Annotated in this window: 15 protein-coding genes and 1 pseudogene; 5 read left to right on the top strand and 11 right to left on the bottom strand. The window is 65.0% G+C overall.

Annotation, left to right across the window (positions count from 1 at the left end; genetic code table 11):
• Positions 1-48: 48 nt before the first annotated feature.
• Positions 49-1,068: an LLM class flavin-dependent oxidoreductase gene (locus HU230_RS29575; RefSeq protein ID WP_176528785.1), complete on the bottom strand. Its 1,020-nt coding sequence runs from the start codon at positions 1,066-1,068 to the stop codon at positions 49-51.
• Between the two features lie 245 nt (positions 1,069-1,313).
• Here HU230_RS29575 and HU230_RS29570 point away from each other — a divergent pair, with 245 nt between their 5' ends.
• Positions 1,314-2,480, top strand: a complete 1,167-nt coding sequence (locus tag HU230_RS29570; protein WP_176528786.1) for an NADH:flavin oxidoreductase/NADH oxidase — start codon at positions 1,314-1,316, stop codon at positions 2,478-2,480.
• A gap of 38 nt (positions 2,481-2,518) precedes the next feature.
• The gene (locus HU230_RS29565) at positions 2,519-3,448 is read left to right on the top strand and encodes a dihydrodipicolinate synthase family protein (RefSeq protein WP_176528787.1); all 930 of its coding nucleotides are present in this window, start codon (positions 2,519-2,521) and stop codon (positions 3,446-3,448) included.
• Positions 3,449-3,454: 6 nt separating this feature from the next.
• Here HU230_RS29565 and HU230_RS29560 read toward each other — a convergent pair.
• The 7 genes and pseudogenes from HU230_RS29560 to HU230_RS29530 all read right to left on the bottom strand — a co-directional run bounded on the left by HU230_RS29560 (position 3,455) and on the right by HU230_RS29530 (position 8,830).
• Positions 3,455-4,623 (bottom strand): annotated as a pseudogene (locus tag HU230_RS29560) (cytochrome P450).
• 107 nt (positions 4,624-4,730) lie between these two features.
• Positions 4,731-5,528 (bottom strand): helix-turn-helix transcriptional regulator, encoded by a 798-nt coding sequence (locus tag HU230_RS29555; protein ID WP_176528788.1) that lies wholly within the window; start codon positions 5,526-5,528, stop codon positions 4,731-4,733.
• 194 nt (positions 5,529-5,722) lie between these two features.
• Positions 5,723-6,085, bottom strand: coding sequence for a nuclear transport factor 2 family protein (locus HU230_RS29550; RefSeq protein ID WP_176528789.1), 363 nt, complete (start codon positions 6,083-6,085; stop codon positions 5,723-5,725).
• 94 nt (positions 6,086-6,179) lie between these two features.
• Entirely contained in the window at positions 6,180-6,500 is a 321-nt protein-coding gene (locus tag HU230_RS29545; protein WP_176528790.1) for a cupredoxin domain-containing protein, read from the bottom strand.
• Between the two features lie 11 nt (positions 6,501-6,511).
• Positions 6,512-7,033, bottom strand: coding sequence for a DUF4142 domain-containing protein (locus tag HU230_RS29540; protein ID WP_176528791.1), 522 nt, complete (start codon positions 7,031-7,033; stop codon positions 6,512-6,514).
• 94 nt (positions 7,034-7,127) lie between these two features.
• Positions 7,128-7,817, bottom strand: a complete 690-nt coding sequence (locus tag HU230_RS29535) for an RNA polymerase sigma factor (RefSeq protein ID WP_176528792.1) — start codon at positions 7,815-7,817, stop codon at positions 7,128-7,130.
• A 104-nt stretch (positions 7,818-7,921) separates the two neighbouring features.
• The gene (locus HU230_RS29530; protein ID WP_176528793.1) at positions 7,922-8,830 is read right to left on the bottom strand and encodes a LysR family transcriptional regulator; all 909 of its coding nucleotides are present in this window, start codon (positions 8,828-8,830) and stop codon (positions 7,922-7,924) included.
• Between the two features lie 106 nt (positions 8,831-8,936).
• Between HU230_RS29530 and HU230_RS29525 the strand changes: the two genes are divergently transcribed.
• Both HU230_RS29525 and HU230_RS29520 read left to right on the top strand, forming a co-directional pair.
• A complete protein-coding gene (locus HU230_RS29525) occupies positions 8,937-10,001 on the top strand; it encodes an aromatic ring-hydroxylating dioxygenase subunit alpha (RefSeq protein ID WP_176528794.1) in 1,065 nt (354 codons plus the stop codon).
• 276 nt (positions 10,002-10,277) lie between these two features.
• A complete protein-coding gene (locus HU230_RS29520) occupies positions 10,278-11,339 on the top strand; it encodes an alpha/beta fold hydrolase (RefSeq protein ID WP_338077306.1) in 1,062 nt (353 codons plus the stop codon).
• A 65-nt stretch (positions 11,340-11,404) separates the two neighbouring features.
• Here the strand turns inward: HU230_RS29520 and HU230_RS29515 are convergent, their stop codons facing one another.
• The 3 genes from HU230_RS29515 to HU230_RS29505 all read right to left on the bottom strand — a co-directional run bounded on the left by HU230_RS29515 (position 11,405) and on the right by HU230_RS29505 (position 14,401).
• On the bottom strand, positions 11,405-11,755 hold the full coding sequence (locus HU230_RS29515; RefSeq protein WP_028339041.1) for a RidA family protein: 351 nt from the start codon (positions 11,753-11,755) through the stop codon (positions 11,405-11,407).
• Positions 11,756-11,934: 179 nt separating this feature from the next.
• Positions 11,935-12,861, bottom strand: a complete 927-nt coding sequence (locus HU230_RS29510; protein ID WP_176528796.1) for a CE1 family esterase — start codon at positions 12,859-12,861, stop codon at positions 11,935-11,937.
• Positions 12,862-12,937: 76 nt separating this feature from the next.
• Positions 12,938-14,401 carry a CDGSH iron-sulfur domain-containing protein gene (locus HU230_RS29505; protein WP_176528797.1) on the bottom strand — a complete coding sequence of 488 codons (1,464 nt, stop codon included), beginning with the start codon at positions 14,399-14,401 and terminating at the stop codon, positions 12,938-12,940.
• Positions 14,402-14,506: 105 nt separating this feature from the next.
• Between HU230_RS29505 and HU230_RS29500 the strand changes: the two genes are divergently transcribed.
• Positions 14,507-14,854 carry a winged helix-turn-helix transcriptional regulator gene (locus HU230_RS29500; protein WP_176528798.1) on the top strand — a complete coding sequence of 116 codons (348 nt, stop codon included), beginning with the start codon at positions 14,507-14,509 and terminating at the stop codon, positions 14,852-14,854.
• Positions 14,855-15,135 lie beyond the last annotated feature (281 nt).

The raw sequence follows: 15,135 nt of genomic DNA, 5'->3' as shown, positions 1-15,135 counted from the left end.
CGGGAGCGGCCGGCAAGTGGCCGAGGGTGCATCATCCTTCGGGGGTGATCAGCGCCATCCCATGGCGGGCGCGACGTGAGTCAAAATGCTCTCGATCACATGCGCGTTGTAGGCGACGCCGAGTTGATTGGGCACCGTCAGCAGCAGAGTGTCGGCCTCCGCGATCGCCTCGTCTGTCTTGAGCTGCTCGATCAGTTTCTCCGGCTCGGCGGCGTAGCCGCGGCCGAAGATCGCGCGCGTCCGCTCGTCGATGAAGCCGATCTGGTCCTCCTCCTGCCCGTTACCGAAATAGGCGCGGTCGCGGTCGTCGACCAGCGCGAAGATGCTGCGGCTCACCGAGACCCGCGGCTCGCGGCTGTGACCGGCTTCCTTCCAGGCGGCGCGGTAGGCCCGGATCTGGGCGGCCTGCTGGATATGGAAGGCCTCTCCGGTCTCGTCGCTCTTCAGCGTCGAGCTCTGCAGGTTCATTCCGAGCTTCGCGGCCCAGACCGCGGTGGCGTTCGAACCGGCGCCCCACCAGATGCGCTCGCGCAAGCCTTCCGAGAGCGGTTCGAGCCGCAACATGCCGGGCGGGTTGGGAAACATCGGCCGCGGATTCGGCTGCGCAAAACCTTGTCCGCGCAGCATGTCGAGGAATATCTCGGCATGACGGCGGCCCATGTCGGCGTCGGTCTCGCCTTCGCCCGGCTGATAGCCGAAATAGCGCCAGCCATCGATCACCTGCTCGGGTGAGCCGCGGCTAATGCCGAGTTGCAAACGTCCCCTCGCGATCAGGTCGGCCGCGCCGGCGTCCTCGATCATGTAGAGCGGATTTTCGTAGCGCATGTCGATCACGGCGGTGCCGATCTCGATCCGGCTGGTCTTCGCGCCGACCGCCGCCAGCAGCGGGAAGGGCGAAGCCAGCTGGCGGGCAAAGTGATGGACGCGAAAATACGCGCCGTCCGCGCCGAGCTCTTCGGCGGCGACCGCGAGGTCGATGGATTGCAGCAGCACATCCGCGGCAGAGCGGGCCTGGGATTGCGGGGAGGGCGTCCAGTGCCCGAACGAGAGGAATCCGATTTTTTTCATGTCGGCAATGTAGGCATGTCAGGCGCGAATTGCGATCCGTGGCGTGACCCGGCGATGTCGGAAAATGTTTACCAACCGGGACAAATTTGTGCAGCAGGTGTTGCGGGTTTGTGGATCGCGCCGCTGTGGACGCGCTGCATGCGCGCTGGTCTTGCCGCCTGCGCTGCGGCGCGGCTTGCGATCAGCTCGCGCGCCGCCTAGTTTTCCGCCGCCATTTTCCCGCCACCACGTTCCCGCAGGACCCGATGTCGCAGCCGTTTCTGTTTCAGCCGATCACGCTTCGCGGCGTGACTTCCCGAAACCGCATCCTGATTTCACCGATGTGCCAGTACTCGGCAACCGACGGCCTCGCCAATGACTGGCACCTCGTGCATCTCGGCAAGTTCGCCCAGGGCGGCGCCGGGCTCGTGATGGTCGAGGCCGCGGCGGTCACCGCCGAGGGGCGCATCACCCACGGCGATGTCGGCATCTGGAACGACGAGCAGATCGCGCCGCTCGAACGCATCGCCGCCTTCCTGAAGGACAACGGCGCGGTGCCCTCGATCCAGCTCGCGCATGCAGGCCGCAAGGCTAGCATGCAGCGCCCCTGGTACGGCAATGCCGCACTCGACGAGGCCGACCGCGCCCGCGGCGATCTGCCGTGGCGCACCGTGGCGCCGAGCGCGATCCCGATGGAGGAAGGCTGGCTGATGCCGCACGCGCTCGACGTGGACGAGCTCTCCGCGTTGCGCGAGCAATGGCGGCGCGCCACCTTGCGTGCGGTGGAGGCCGGCTTCGAATTCGTCGAGGTGCATTGCGCGCATGGCTATCTCCTGCACGAATTCCTGTCGCCATTGTCGAACCGCCGCAGCGACGCCTATGGCGGCGACCGCGCCGGGCGGATGCGCTATCCGCTCGAGATCATCGAGACCGTGCGCGCCGCCTGGCCCGCGGAGCGGCCGCTGGCGGTACGCATCTCCTCGGTCGATGGTGTCGATGGCGGCCTGACGCTCGAGGATCAGATCGCATTCGCGCGCGAAGCCAAGGCGCGTGGTGTCGATCTGATCGACTGTTCGTCGGGCGGCCTGCTCGGCTCGGCAACCGCGGCGCGGATTCCGCGCGGCTATGGCTTCCAGGTGACTTATGCAGAGGAAATCCGCCGCACCGCCGAGGTCGCCACCATCGCGGTCGGCCTGATCCTGCATCCGCAGCAGGCGGAGGATGTCCTGGCGGGCGGCCAGGCCGATCTGGTGGCGATCGGGCGCGAGGCGCTGTTCGATCCGAACTGGCCGCTGCATGCCGAGCTTGCGCTCGGCGGCGGGGGCGGCGAGGTGTTCGCGTCCTGGCCGAAGCAGTATGGTTGGTGGCTGGAGCGCCGCGAGCCGGGCCTGCGCAGGCTCGAAGGTCCGCCGCTGCCGTTCCGCAAGGTGTGACGGATCGAGCTGCGACAGATGATGTGGGAGGATTTGATATGACGATTTCGGCACAGCGTCCCTATCGCGGCGTCTTTCCGGTGGCGCCCACCATTTTCGACGCCGGCGGCAACCTCGATCTCGACGGACAGCGGCGCTGCATCGATTTCATGATCGATGCCGGCTCGCACGGCATCTGCATCCTCGCCAACTTCTCCGAGCAGTTCGTGCTGACCGACGCCGAACGCGAGACCGTGATGCATGCCGTGCTCGAGCACGTCGCGGGCCGCATTCCCGTGATCGTCACCACGACGCATTTCTCCTCGGCGGTGTGCGCTGCGCGCAGCCGCGAGGCGGAGGCCGCGGGTGCTGCGATGGTGATGATCATGCCGCCCTATCACGGCGCGACCTTCCGCGTTGGCGAGCCGGGCATCTACGAATTCTATCGGGTGGTGTCGGATGCCATCAACATTCCGATCATGATCCAGGACGCGCCGGTCGCCGGCACGCCGCTCTCGGTGGACTTCCTGGCACGGATGGCGAAAGAGCTCGCCAATGTCAGGTACTTCAAGATCGAGGTGCCGATGGCCGCGAATAAGCTGCGCGGCCTGATCGAGAAGGGCGGCAGCGTGATCGAGGGGCCGTGGGACGGCGAGGAGGCGATCACGCTGATGGCCGATCTCGATGCCGGCGCCACCGGTGCGATGACCGGCGGCGGCTATCCCGACGGCATCCGCCAGATCATGGATCCGTTCCTCGCCGGCCGCCGCGACGAGGCCGTGCAGGCCTATGCGCGCTGGCTGCCGCTGATCAATTACGAGAACCGCCAATGCGGGCTGCAGGCCTGCAAGGTGCTGATGCGCGAGGGCGGCGTCATCAAGTCGGACGCGGTGCGGCACCCGTTGCAACCGCTGCATCCGGCCACGCGCGCAGGCCTGATCGAGATCGCGCGGACGCTCGATCCGGTCGTGCTGCGCTGGGGGCGATAAGAGCGATTACGCGTCCCACGTCACCGGCAAATCCAGCAGGCCGCGGAACGCCCAGCCGCCGATCCGCGGCGGCTTGTCGGCGATCAGGCGCAGATTCGTCAGCCTGTCGAAAATCGCGGGCAGCGCGACGTCGGCGACCATGGCGCGCGAGGCCCAGGCGCCGGCGCAGAAATGCGGACCGGCGCCGAAAGCGATGCTCTTGCTGGCGTCGCGGCGCACATCGAATGCATCAGGCCTGTCGAAATGCTTCTCGTCGCGGTTCGCCGAGCCGAACATCAGGAACACGCGTTCGTTGGTCTCGAATGCAACGTCTCTGATCGTCCAGGGTCTTGCGATCCGCCGCGGCGACATCCCGATCGGCGAGATCCAGCGCGCATATTCCTCGAACGCCTGCAGCCACGAGATCGCACCGCTATTGCCAGCGCCAGCTGATCCGGGTGGGTCAGCAGCGCCCACACCGTGCCGGCGATCGCGTCGCGCGGTTCGTTCTGGCCGCCCGAGATCGCGAGCTTGATGTTGGCGCGCACGCTCTCCATCGGCATGTCGGTTTGCAGCAGCACGCCGAGCAGGCTGAGGTCGGGCGTCGTGCGCAGTCTAGGGACCATGTCGTCGATCGCGGCGTCGATGCCCGAGGTCGCCGCATGGCAGCGCGCCTCGATCGCGGGATTGCCGACATAATTCGCGATGCCGTCGATCATGCCCTGCGACCAGGCGTTCATGTCCTGGAAGCGCATGTTGGTGAGGCCGGTGATCGATTTCAGGCATTCGGCCGAGAACGGCAGCGCGAAGGCCTGCACGAAATCGACCACGCCGTCCGGCGTCAACTCGTCGAGGATGCGCGTCGCGTGTCCGGCGAACTGTGCGGTCCAGTGCGATCTGACGGTCTTCGGCGAGATCGCAGGGAAGATCGCCTTGCGCTCGTTCATGTGCGCATCGCCGTCCTTGCGCATCATGTTGTGGCCCATGAGCTTGTTCATCAGCCCCTCGGGCTGGTGCGAGGAGAACACGTCGATCTGCTTCTCCGAGACGAAGATATCGTCGCGGTTGCACAGCAGCGTGCTGCCGAGCTGCGGCACGAAGGCGATCGGCGCCTCCTTGCGCATGCGCGCCAGCGTCGGATAGGGATCCTGCCAGAAGGCGGGGACGTCGATGTCGAAATGGGGAGCGGTGCTCACGGCGCGATCTCGGGTTGGGCTCAGGTTTCCGAACCGAGCATAGGCCGGCAGACGCTGCCGGTCTGTCCCCACCGTTGGGGACAGAGGGAGGTGGCCGCTCAGGCTCTTCAGTTCAGCCGGCGTGCCGACGCCATCAGGCGCAGTGCGATCGCAAACAGCTCGTTCTGCGAGGAGATGCGGAGCTTGTCATAGGCGCGCTTGCGATAGGTGAGGGCGGAGTGCAGCCCGATGCCGAGCTCGGCGGCGATCGCTTCCGAGCTGAGGCCCGAAAGGATGCCCAGGCAGACCTCCTTCTCGCGGCCGGTCAGTCTGGCGAGCGGTTCGGCGGTCGCAAACAGGGTCTTCAGCCGCGCGATCGGATCGGCATCCGTTGCCGGGTCGCGCTGGAAGTGCCGCGCCACGGCTGCGGCCAACGCGGGCGCGACCGCGGCGAGGCGCGCGATCTGCTCGCGGCTGAAGCGGCCTTGCTCGGTGATCTGGTAGAAATTGACGTAGAAGCAGGTGTCGCCTGTCCAGATCGCAGAGGCGAACTTGTCGACGATGTCGGAATCGTCGAAGAAGATCTTCCGATAGCCGTCGCTGTACATCCGGCGCGCAAAGGTCGGCAGCACGATCGGCACGGCTTGCGCCTTGCCCTCGAACACCGCGTCGCGGTTCGGGTCAGCCTGATGGAAATGTTCGGAATAGGCGATCCCGAGGTCGCGTCCGGTCGGGATGTTGCCAACGTCGAGCAGGCACGCGGCGGACCGCGGGCCTGTGAACGAGAACACCATGCAGTGGCCGACACCGGCGACGCGGCGCAGTGCGCCGATCAGGGCTTGCGGAAAGCCGTCGCGGCCGATCGCCAGCAGCGCCGGCGTGATGTCGCTGACGACAGAAGTCTTGAAGGCGTAATCTGCCTTCATGGCGTCCTCCCTGTGTTTCGGGAAGACTAGCAGCGACATCGCGGGGGTGGAAGTTCCCTCGTCATTCCCCGGTGCGCAATTGCGCACCTGAGGGCGACGCGCAGCGTCGAGCCCGGAATCCATTTCACCATAAAGTTCGCGGCCGATGGATTCCGGGCTCAGCCCTTCGGGCTGCCCCGGAATGACGGAGTCCGTCAGGCGCCCGGCACCTGGTCAAGGAAGCCGGTGATGCTTCTGATCCGGCCGTCCTTCAGCATGGCGAAGTCGGTGCCCTTGATCGGGCTGTCGACGCCGTCGGGCCCGAGACCCCAGGAGAAGCGGACATGGTCGCCAAAGCCGTTCGGCTCGCCGATCAGCTTGAACGTGAAGTCCGGGAACTTCTGCTGCACGCCCGCGATCAGCGCGTCGACGCCGTCATGGCCGTCGCCGCTCATCATCGGGTCGACATAACGCGCATCGGCGGTCCAGTTCTCGCTCAGCATCTCGCGCCGCCGGCTCGGCGTCCGCTCGTTCCAAAGGTCGATATAGCGGCGGGCGATGGTCGTGTGGTCGGTCATGGTGCTCTCCTTCTGAAGTGCCGGACTGTGCGGCTGTCCGGACTATCGAAGGTTCGCGTGCGCCGATCGATTACCTCGCAGGTCATCGCGCAAGTCATGGCGCGATGGTCAGCACCGCCTTCATGTTGGGGTGGTAACGGCAGTAATAGTCGACAGTACCGGCTTTGCTCAGAACCGACCTGGCCGTCTTGTTCGGCGCAATCGTCACGTCGAAGTCGCCGTTCTTCGCGGTGGCGGTGTGCGCCAACACATCCTTGTTGACCCATTCGATGGTGTCGCCGACCTTGGCCGATACCTCGGCCGGCGAGATCACCAAATTCTCCATCACGATCTGGATGGTGGCTGCATGCGCCGGAACAGCCACCGCGCCGAGCGCGAGCAAAGCCAGCGTTGCGAGATAGCGTCCGGGCGACATCGCGCGTCTCCTTACTTCATGCTCGCCGCAACATGTTCGGCATGCTGCTCGTGGCCCTGGAAGATCTTAAGGCCGGTCTGCAGCAGGCTCTTCAGCTCGGGATTGCTCGCCGAGGGGATCAACTGTGTCTCCAGCGCGGTGTTGACGGTCTTGTGGTAGGCGACCTCGTTGTCGATATAGGCCTTATCGTAGGCTGAGCCCTTCAGCTTACCGAGCTCGGCGAGCTTGTCGGCCGCCTGCTTCGACAGCGCCTTGCTGGTGTCGTTGTCCTCCGGCGTTACCTTGAGCTTCTTGACGAGGTCGAGCGCCTGCTTGTTCACCGCCTCATGGTCGCGCGCCATGTCCTTGGCGAACGCCTTGACGTCCTTGTTGGAAGCTTTGGTCTCCGCCTGCTTGGCGGCGTTGATGTCGATCACACCTGCCGTGTAGGCGATGTGCGCGATCTGCGGATCGGTCAGCTTGGCGCCTTGGGCCAGCGCCGCGCTGGTGAAAACGCTGAGCGCGGCGACCGCGATGCTCAATCGAACGAACATGGTTTGACACTCCTGTTGAGCCGGGCGTAGCGCACGGCACGTCGTTGCTTGCACAGGAGTTGGATGGTGCGGACGGCCAGAGGTTCCCAAAAATCTATATTGTGACGCCGAGCCGCTTCAGAACCGCCTCGGTCAATCGCTCGCAGCGCCGGCCCGCGAAGGGAAAGGCCTCCATCACGATGGGGCCGATCTTCCGTTCGACATTGTCGCGCAGCATGGTCCGGGCACGGTGTAGGCGCGTCTTCACGGTCTCCGGCTTGAGGCCGAGGATATCAGCGGTCTCCTCGACATTCATGCCCTCGATCACGCGGGTGATAAAGACGAGCCGGAACGCCTCGGGCAGCTCATCGATCGCGTGCTCGACAACATGCTGGATTTCGCGCTGGGCCATGGATTTTTCCGGATCGTCCGCTGACGACAGCGGGAACGGGATGATTTGGGCTTCAACGGCGCCTTTCGGCAGCTCGGACCACTCCACGCTTGCGTGTTTGCTGCGCAGGCGGCCGAGCGCCTCGTTCATCGCGATCCGCGACAGCCAGGTCGAGAGGCTGGAGTCACCCCGGAACTGGTCCAGATGGGTGAAGGCGCGCACATAGGCGTCCTGAACCACATCCTCGGCCTCATTGTCGTTGCGGAGGATGCCGCGCGCCAGCCGGAACAGCCGGCGATTATTCGCCTGCATGATGGCACGGATCGCGGCCTCGTCGCGGGCAAGCGCGCGCTGCACGAGCTCGGCATCGCCTGAACGGATCGGCGGCAGGGACGTTACACGGGCCTGGCGCATGGCGGGATCACCCTCACTGTTGGCGATATATTACCATTGGATGCCAACCGGCCGTACAGGTTCCCGAGAAAATGGAGATCGGCCAAAATTGAGCCGATCAGCGGTCACGGCCTGATGTAAGCCTCCGGATCACCCCGCGCGTGCGCCTCCATCGCATCGAGGAAGCTGCGGACCTTTGCCGGGACGAATTGCCGCGCCGGCAGCAGCGCGTGCACGTTGAGCGGCTCGCAGGCATGGTCCGGCAACAGCCGGCGCAACTCGCCGGCCGCGACCGCGGCGCGGGTGTAGCTCGCAGTGACCCGCAGCACGCCATGTCCGGCGAGCGCCGCCTGCAGGCGGACATGGGCATTCGAGCTCGTGAGGCGCGCGCGATCCACCGCGAGATGCTCGACCGCGCCGCCGGGAGCCGTGATCGCCCATGGCGGATCGCTGGGACCGGTCAACAGCGGCAGCTTCCTCAACTCGTCCAGCGTGCGCGGCTCGCCGAACTTCTCCAATAGCGCCGGTGCCGCGAACAGGCCGCGCTCGAGGGTGAAGACCCGGCGGATCACGATGCCGGCCGACGGCAGCGGCGCCTCCAGCATCGCGAACACGATGTCGTAATTTTCGGCGATCGGGTTGACGATGTCGTGCTCGACATCGATCCGGATCGCGAGCTCCGGATAGCGGCCCATCACGGCGCAGGCGACCGGCCCTGCGTGATGCGCGCCGAATTCGTACGGCGCCTTGATGCGCAGGGTGCCCGCGACCGCGCTGCTCATCGCCAGCGCCTCGCTGTGGGTGTCGTGCAGCGCGGCGAACAGCGGGCGGACCTTGCGATAGATGGTCTCGCCGGAGTCGGTCAGCCGCAAGTGCCGCGTGGTCCGCTCGATCAGCCGCAGCCCGAGATTGGCCTCGAGACGCTGCACCGCAGCACTGAGGCTCGATTTGGGATGCCCGAGCACGCGCGCGGCCGCGGTGAAGCCGCCATGCTCGACAACCTCGCAAAACAGCTCCCAGTCGCGCCACTCCATGGCCGATTGTCCATCCAGCGGTACAGTGTGTCCATCCAAATCGGATTATCCCGATGACCGGGATCACCTAACCTCATTGCAAGCAACATTGCATTGGGAGGCTGACATGGCTGACGACGGAATTTTCCTGCGCAACGCCTGGTACGTGGCGGCGCTGAACCACGAGTTGATCGACGGCAAGAAGCTGGCGCGCACCATCCTGGAGCGGCCGATCGTGATCTATCGCGGCGCCAGCGGGAAGGTGGTCGCGCTCGACGACCGTTGCTGCCATCGCGCCGCGCCGCTCTCGATGGGGCGCGTCGAGGGTGACGACATCAGGTGCATGTATCACGGCATGAAGTTCGCGGCCGACGGCAAGTGCATCCAGATCCCCGGTCAGGACGCGATCCCGGCCAAGCTGGGCGTGCGCAGCTATCCGGTGGTCGAACGCTACAACATGATCTTCATCTGGACCGGCGATCCCGAGAAGGCCGATCCGAAGCTGATCCTCGACTATCCGCCGCTCGAGGATCCGAAATGGCGCGGCCTGCCGGGCTACATGCACTACAAGGCCAACTGGCTCCTGATCGTCGACAACCTCAGCGACTTCGCCCATCTCGCCTTCGTGCACACCAACACGCTCGGCGGTTCCGAGGAATACGCCTACAAGACCAAGCCGGTCGCGATCGAGAAACTGGACGACGGCTTCCGCGTCGAGCGCTGGCACATGGGCGCCGATGCGCCGCCCTACCACAAGAAGGTGATTTCCAACCGCGACGACAAGGTCGATCGTCGCAATATCGGCCGCATGATCGTGCCGGGCATCTTCACGCTCGACACGACATTTGCGCCGGCGGGCCAGGGTGTGGAGAAGGGCGTCCAGGTTCCGGGCACGCGGCAATACCGCAACGCGCAGTTCATGACGCCGGAGACGCGCTCGTCGACGCACTTCTTCTGGAACTACCTGCACGATTTCGACATCGACAATCCGAACATTTCGCTGTCGCTGCGGCATTCCCTCGAGGAGGCCTTCAACGAGGACAAGGATTTCATCGAGGCGCAGCAGAAGGTGCTCGACGTCGATCCGGACTATCAGCTGCTTGCGATCGGCGCCGATGCGCCGCTGACCTATTTCCGCTGGCTGTTTGCACGCAGGCTCGAGGCGGAAAAGGCTACAGCACGCGCCGCGTAGCCACCGAAACCATGGCCGCCGCTCTGCAGCAAGCCGCGCCGGGATCGCGAGATCGTGACGTCCCGGCGTGGCTGCTCCAGCGGGTTTCGGCGTAAGCTGAATACTTAAATTCGCCGGTTCTTGATCAGGGTCAAGGTTTCGATCCTCGCCGGCTTAAGTATCCCAATAGCGATCAACCGGTGAATGAGCTTGCACGAAGAGGCGGATCCATCAGAGCGGAGTGCGAGCACCAGCTGGGCGGGGCACGCTTGGCTATGGCCGTTTGAAGCCACGCGCTTGGCGCTCGATATCTACTCGCACTGGTACCTCGATCGCGGGCCCGAGCCGACAGATGCGCCGGGCGAGGCGGCGCTGCCGTGGACGACGGCCAATTCGGTCGCGCTGCAATTGCCGTCGATGCGCCTGCTGGACTTCTCGAACGCGGTCGAAGGCCGGCCGTTGCTGGTCTGCGCGCCCTACGCGCTGCATCGTGCGAAGATAGCGGATTTTGCCCCCGGCCACAGCTTGATGGAAGCGTTACAGGCGGCGGGCATTGCACGTCTCTATCTCACCGATTGGCGCTCGGCGACCCCGGAGATGCGATATTTCTCAATCGACACCTATCTGTCCGATCTCAACGTGGCCGTCGACACGATCGGGCCGCCCGTCGATCTTGCTGGCCTCTGTCAGGGCGGATGGCTGGCGCTGCTCTATGCAGCACGTTTTCCCGGCAAGGTACGGCGGCTCGTGCTTGCAGGCAGCCCGGTCGACGTCTCGGTGCCATCCGAGTTGTCCAAGATGGTCGCCTCGCTTCCGCAGCAAAGCTTCGAGGCAATGGTGCGTCAAGGAGAGGGGATCGTCAGCGGCAAGCACATGCTGCAGATCTGGAGCCTCCCGCTCAGCACGCTTGACGTGGAAGCGGCGCTGCAGCGGCAACTCGACGGCAAGCCGGAGGATGCACGGGCGCTGCTCGAACGCTTCACGCGCTGGAACGACGAGACGCTTGATCTGCCGGGCACCTACTACCTGGAAGTGACCGACTGGATCTTTCGCCAGAACCGGATCGCGGCGGGAGACGCCGTCGCGCTTGGTTGCAAGATCGATCTGGCTGCAGTGAAATTGCCAGTATTCGTGCTCGCGGCGGAGAACGACATCGTCGTTCCACCCGATCAGGCCTTTGCGACAATCGAGCTGTTAGGCACGCCGCCGGCGTGGCTGCAACGCGGCATCGAGCCGTGTGGTCACCTCGGCCTGTTCATGGGCTGCAAGGCTCTGGCTGGTTCGTGGCGTCGGATTGCGCGTTGGCTTCAGTCCGATCTCGGTGAGGCCACGGCCGAGCGATCGCGGATCAGCGCATGAGGTGCCAATGAAATGCCCCGAACTGCAATTTGCAATCCGGGGCATCGCGATGACCTGCGTCGCGCTTACTTCGCCGCGACAACCATGATCTCGACATTGTATTGCGGCGCCGCGAGCTTGGCCTCGACGGTGGCGCGGGCCGGGGTGTTACCCTCCGAGACCCAGCCGTCCCATACCGCGTTCATCTCCGGGAACGTCTTCATGTCGGTGATGTAGATGGTCGCGCTGAGCAGCTTCGACTTGTCGGTACCGGCCTTGGCGAGGTGGCCGTCGATGATCGACAGGATGTCCTTGGTCTGGTCGGTGACGCTGCCGCCCGCGGCCTTGCCGGCGACGACGCCGGCGAGATAGACGGTGTTGCCGTGCACGACGGCCTGGCTCATGCGCGGGCCGGTTTCGAAACGCTGAATGCTCATTTGGGTCTCCACTTGAATGGCGGGCATGTCTATAGCGTTTTCAAGCGAAGTGGCTACCGATTCGCGTGAAGAAAACGCGTCAAGACAAGAGATCGAGAGGTTTGGTTCTGATTTGATCAGAACCAGACCTCTAGCCTGTCGGGGCGACCGTCGCCACTGCGCATTTTGCAGCGTACATTTCACGGAAATCGCATGAAGAACGCCCAAATCGTGTCGGCGCCGTCGATGTCGCCGTTCTGGGGTCCGAGCAGCGTCGCCGCCAATTTCGTAAAATGCGCGTCCGGGAAGTGGCCGGGCATGCGATGACCGCCGCCATTCACGCGGTAAAGCACGACGTTACGTCCCTGCGGGCAGGCCGAGTCGATCCGCGTGACGGTCGATTGATCGGACGGATTGCGGTCGGGCAGATCGGTGGTTGCGGCGTCCCTGGTCTCGCAGCCATCGATGCGTCGCCAGAATTCCAATGTGCGCTCGGTCGACCAGAACCCGTCGACCGCGAAGTAGCTGGTGCCGCGGCCGCCCTGATAGGGGATCAGCGGGTCGACGGTGCCGTTCATCAGGAGCACCGGTACCGGACGCGCGGGCCGGCAGGCGCGGGCCGATTCGTCGGTCAGGTTCATGACGACGCTGGCCGCCGCGGCGAACAGGTCGGCGCGTTCGCAGGCCAGCGTCATGGCCATCGCGCCGCCGTTGGAGATACCAGTGACATAGATGCGCTTCGGATCGGCGATGCCGTCGTCCACGAGCTTTGCGATCAACTGGGTGATGAAGGCGACGTCGTCGGTGCCCTCAGACGGCGGATTGCCGGCGCGCCGCTGGTCCGGCCGGGAGTCGGCCCAGGCATGGTTCAACCCATCGGGATAGACCGCCGCAAGGCCGTCGCGCCTGGCGATCAACGGCCACGACGTCCGCGTGATCATGTCGGCACTGCTTTGGGTCTTGCCGTGCAGCACGATGACGAGCGGCGCCGGCCTGGCGGCCGGAGCTTGCAGCGTGAATGTTCGCGTCGTGCCGTTGATGATGAGCGAATCCGCAGCCGCCGGCCCACCGCTCAACGCAAGTGCGCCGGCCAGAGCCAGCAAGCCGATTGGACACCGCCGCATCATCAAAGAACCCACCCCTGCCGGCACGATTGCAGCACGCCGACGAGGTGGGTTCAACCAGTCCGGCTCGAGCGTGGCTTCACGATCCAGTTGGCGCCTTCAAGGCCGCCCAGCGTGCGAACAGCGCGACTTGTTCGGCCGGCCATGCGCCGTCGCAGGGCATGGTCCCGGCCTCGAGGCGTGCCAGAATTTGCTGGCCATGCCTGGCAACGTCCTCTTCCTTCCAGAGATCGAACGCGAACAGCATCGAGTTGCGATCCATCGGCCGGAACAGCGGCCGGATATGCCGCTCGAATTGCACCGGCTCATCTGGACCGGGCAGCGCGACGCTGACTTCGCTCGCGGCATGCGCATCGCCCGCGATGGCCGACGGCCGCGCGGCCGGCGTTGCGTTGCAGACCCACCACCAGCGCGGCACCGGCATGTTCGGCGGCGGTTTTGCGCCGGCGCCGGAATTCTCCACCGCAATCCGCGAGCCCCATTCGATATAGGCGACGAATGCCGCGCGGAATTCCGGATCGGACGGCAACCCGGCATCGTCGGCGCTCTGCACCATGTAGGTGGCCCACAGCGCGCGCTGCTCCGGCCTGATCTCCTTACCGATGTGCTGCGACACCATCCGCCGATAGCCGCCATAGCGTTCGGTGTAGAAGCGCGGCCCGCTGAATACCTCGCTGAGCCACGCCGCCACCCGTTCGGGATGGTCCGGCGACATCTCGGCGAACAGCGGGGAGAGCAGCGGGTCCTCCGGCACATAGCGGCTGTAGAAGCTGTAGAAGATGCGCGTCATGTCGAGCAGCGCGGGATAGCCGCCGGCCCATTCGAACAGCGTCGGCTCGCGCATCGGATCAGGGACCGGGTCGTGAAACCCGACATTCCAGTGCATGCCGCTGCAGAACGGCTTGTTGAGTGACGAGCCGCACCGGCACAGGCTGACATGCTCCTGCGACGCACCCGCATTCCGCGCGATCGGCGCGCCATCCTCGTCGACCAGTTCGACCTGGCCGGTGACGCGATAGGGACCGTCCTTCGATACTTCGATCTGCGGCGGCCGGTCGACGTCGGACAGGTTGGCATCCCGCGCGGGGCCCATGCCGATGCCGAGCGCGCCCGACGGGCATCTGCGCACCGCATTGATGAGGTCGTCGAAGCGCGCCCCACTCGGCGCGATGAAAGGCTCCTCGCCGAGATGGAACACCGAGTTGAGCCGGTCGGTGCAGAAGCCGGAATGCGCGCAGGTGCCGCGATTGTCGAACACGTAGGCTTGCTGGCCCGCATAGACGTCGAGCTTGTCGGGCACGCGCCGCGGATCTCTGGCGTCTGTGAAGCCGCGCGCGATGTGGCTGTCGTCGCAGAACGGCTTGGTCTGCGATTGCCCGCAGCGGCAGAGCCGCACCGGCGCCTCGGCTGCGATCGGCACGCCGAGATGATCGACGATCGGGATGCCGGGGTCGGGTTCGTAGGGCCCGTCGCGTCTGATGATGATGCGCCTGCGCTGACGTTGCTGGTCGCTCGGGCCTCGGGCGGAACTGTCTTCTGTCATGCCTTGCAATGATCCCTGAACTCGCCCAACCCGTGCAAAGCGTGCTTAGATGGATCGACGGCGGCTCTCAACGAACCAGATGGAAAGTGCCGCGGGAGAGTTGCGATGATCCGCAAGACCAAGCGCAAATATGGTTGCCCGGTCGAGTTCTCGATCGATCAGCTCAGCGGCAAGTGGAAGACCGTGATCCTGAGCCGGCTGAAGGTCCGCCCGATGCGCTATGGCGAGTTGCGCCACGACATTCCGCAGCTCAGCGACAAGGTCTTGACCGAGCGCCTGCGCGACCTCTGCAATTCAGGCTTCGTCAAGCAGGAGCGCGGCGGCGGCGCCTCGCGCTATTGCCTGACCAGGCGCGGCGAGATGCTGAAGCCGATGCTGCAGGCGCTGTACGATTGGGGCGAGGCCAACGCCGACACGTTCGGCGTCCGCTTCGCGAGCGCGGAGGTGGACTAGTTCCACTGCGTCATAAGGGTAGCGATGTGCCGCGGGACCACTTCGTCATTGCGAGCGAAGCGAGGCAATCCATCGCGCGGCATATGCGGAAGCATGGATTGCTTCACCGCTCGCGCTCCTCGCAATGACGGAGCTAGATATCGTCAAGGCCTCGCAGGATGAGCGACCAGATTCATGACGCAGTAAGATTAGGGTGCGTACTCATAAATCCGGTACGAGCATGCGGAAATGGCGGGGTCCGGATTGCCCTTAACAGCAGACGTCACCGACGCCTAAGTGAA

Source organism: Bradyrhizobium quebecense, assembly GCF_013373795.3.
Taxonomy (GTDB): Bacteria; Pseudomonadota; Alphaproteobacteria; order Rhizobiales; family Xanthobacteraceae; genus Bradyrhizobium; species Bradyrhizobium quebecense.
This window is presented reverse-complemented; position numbering and strand designations above follow the sequence as displayed.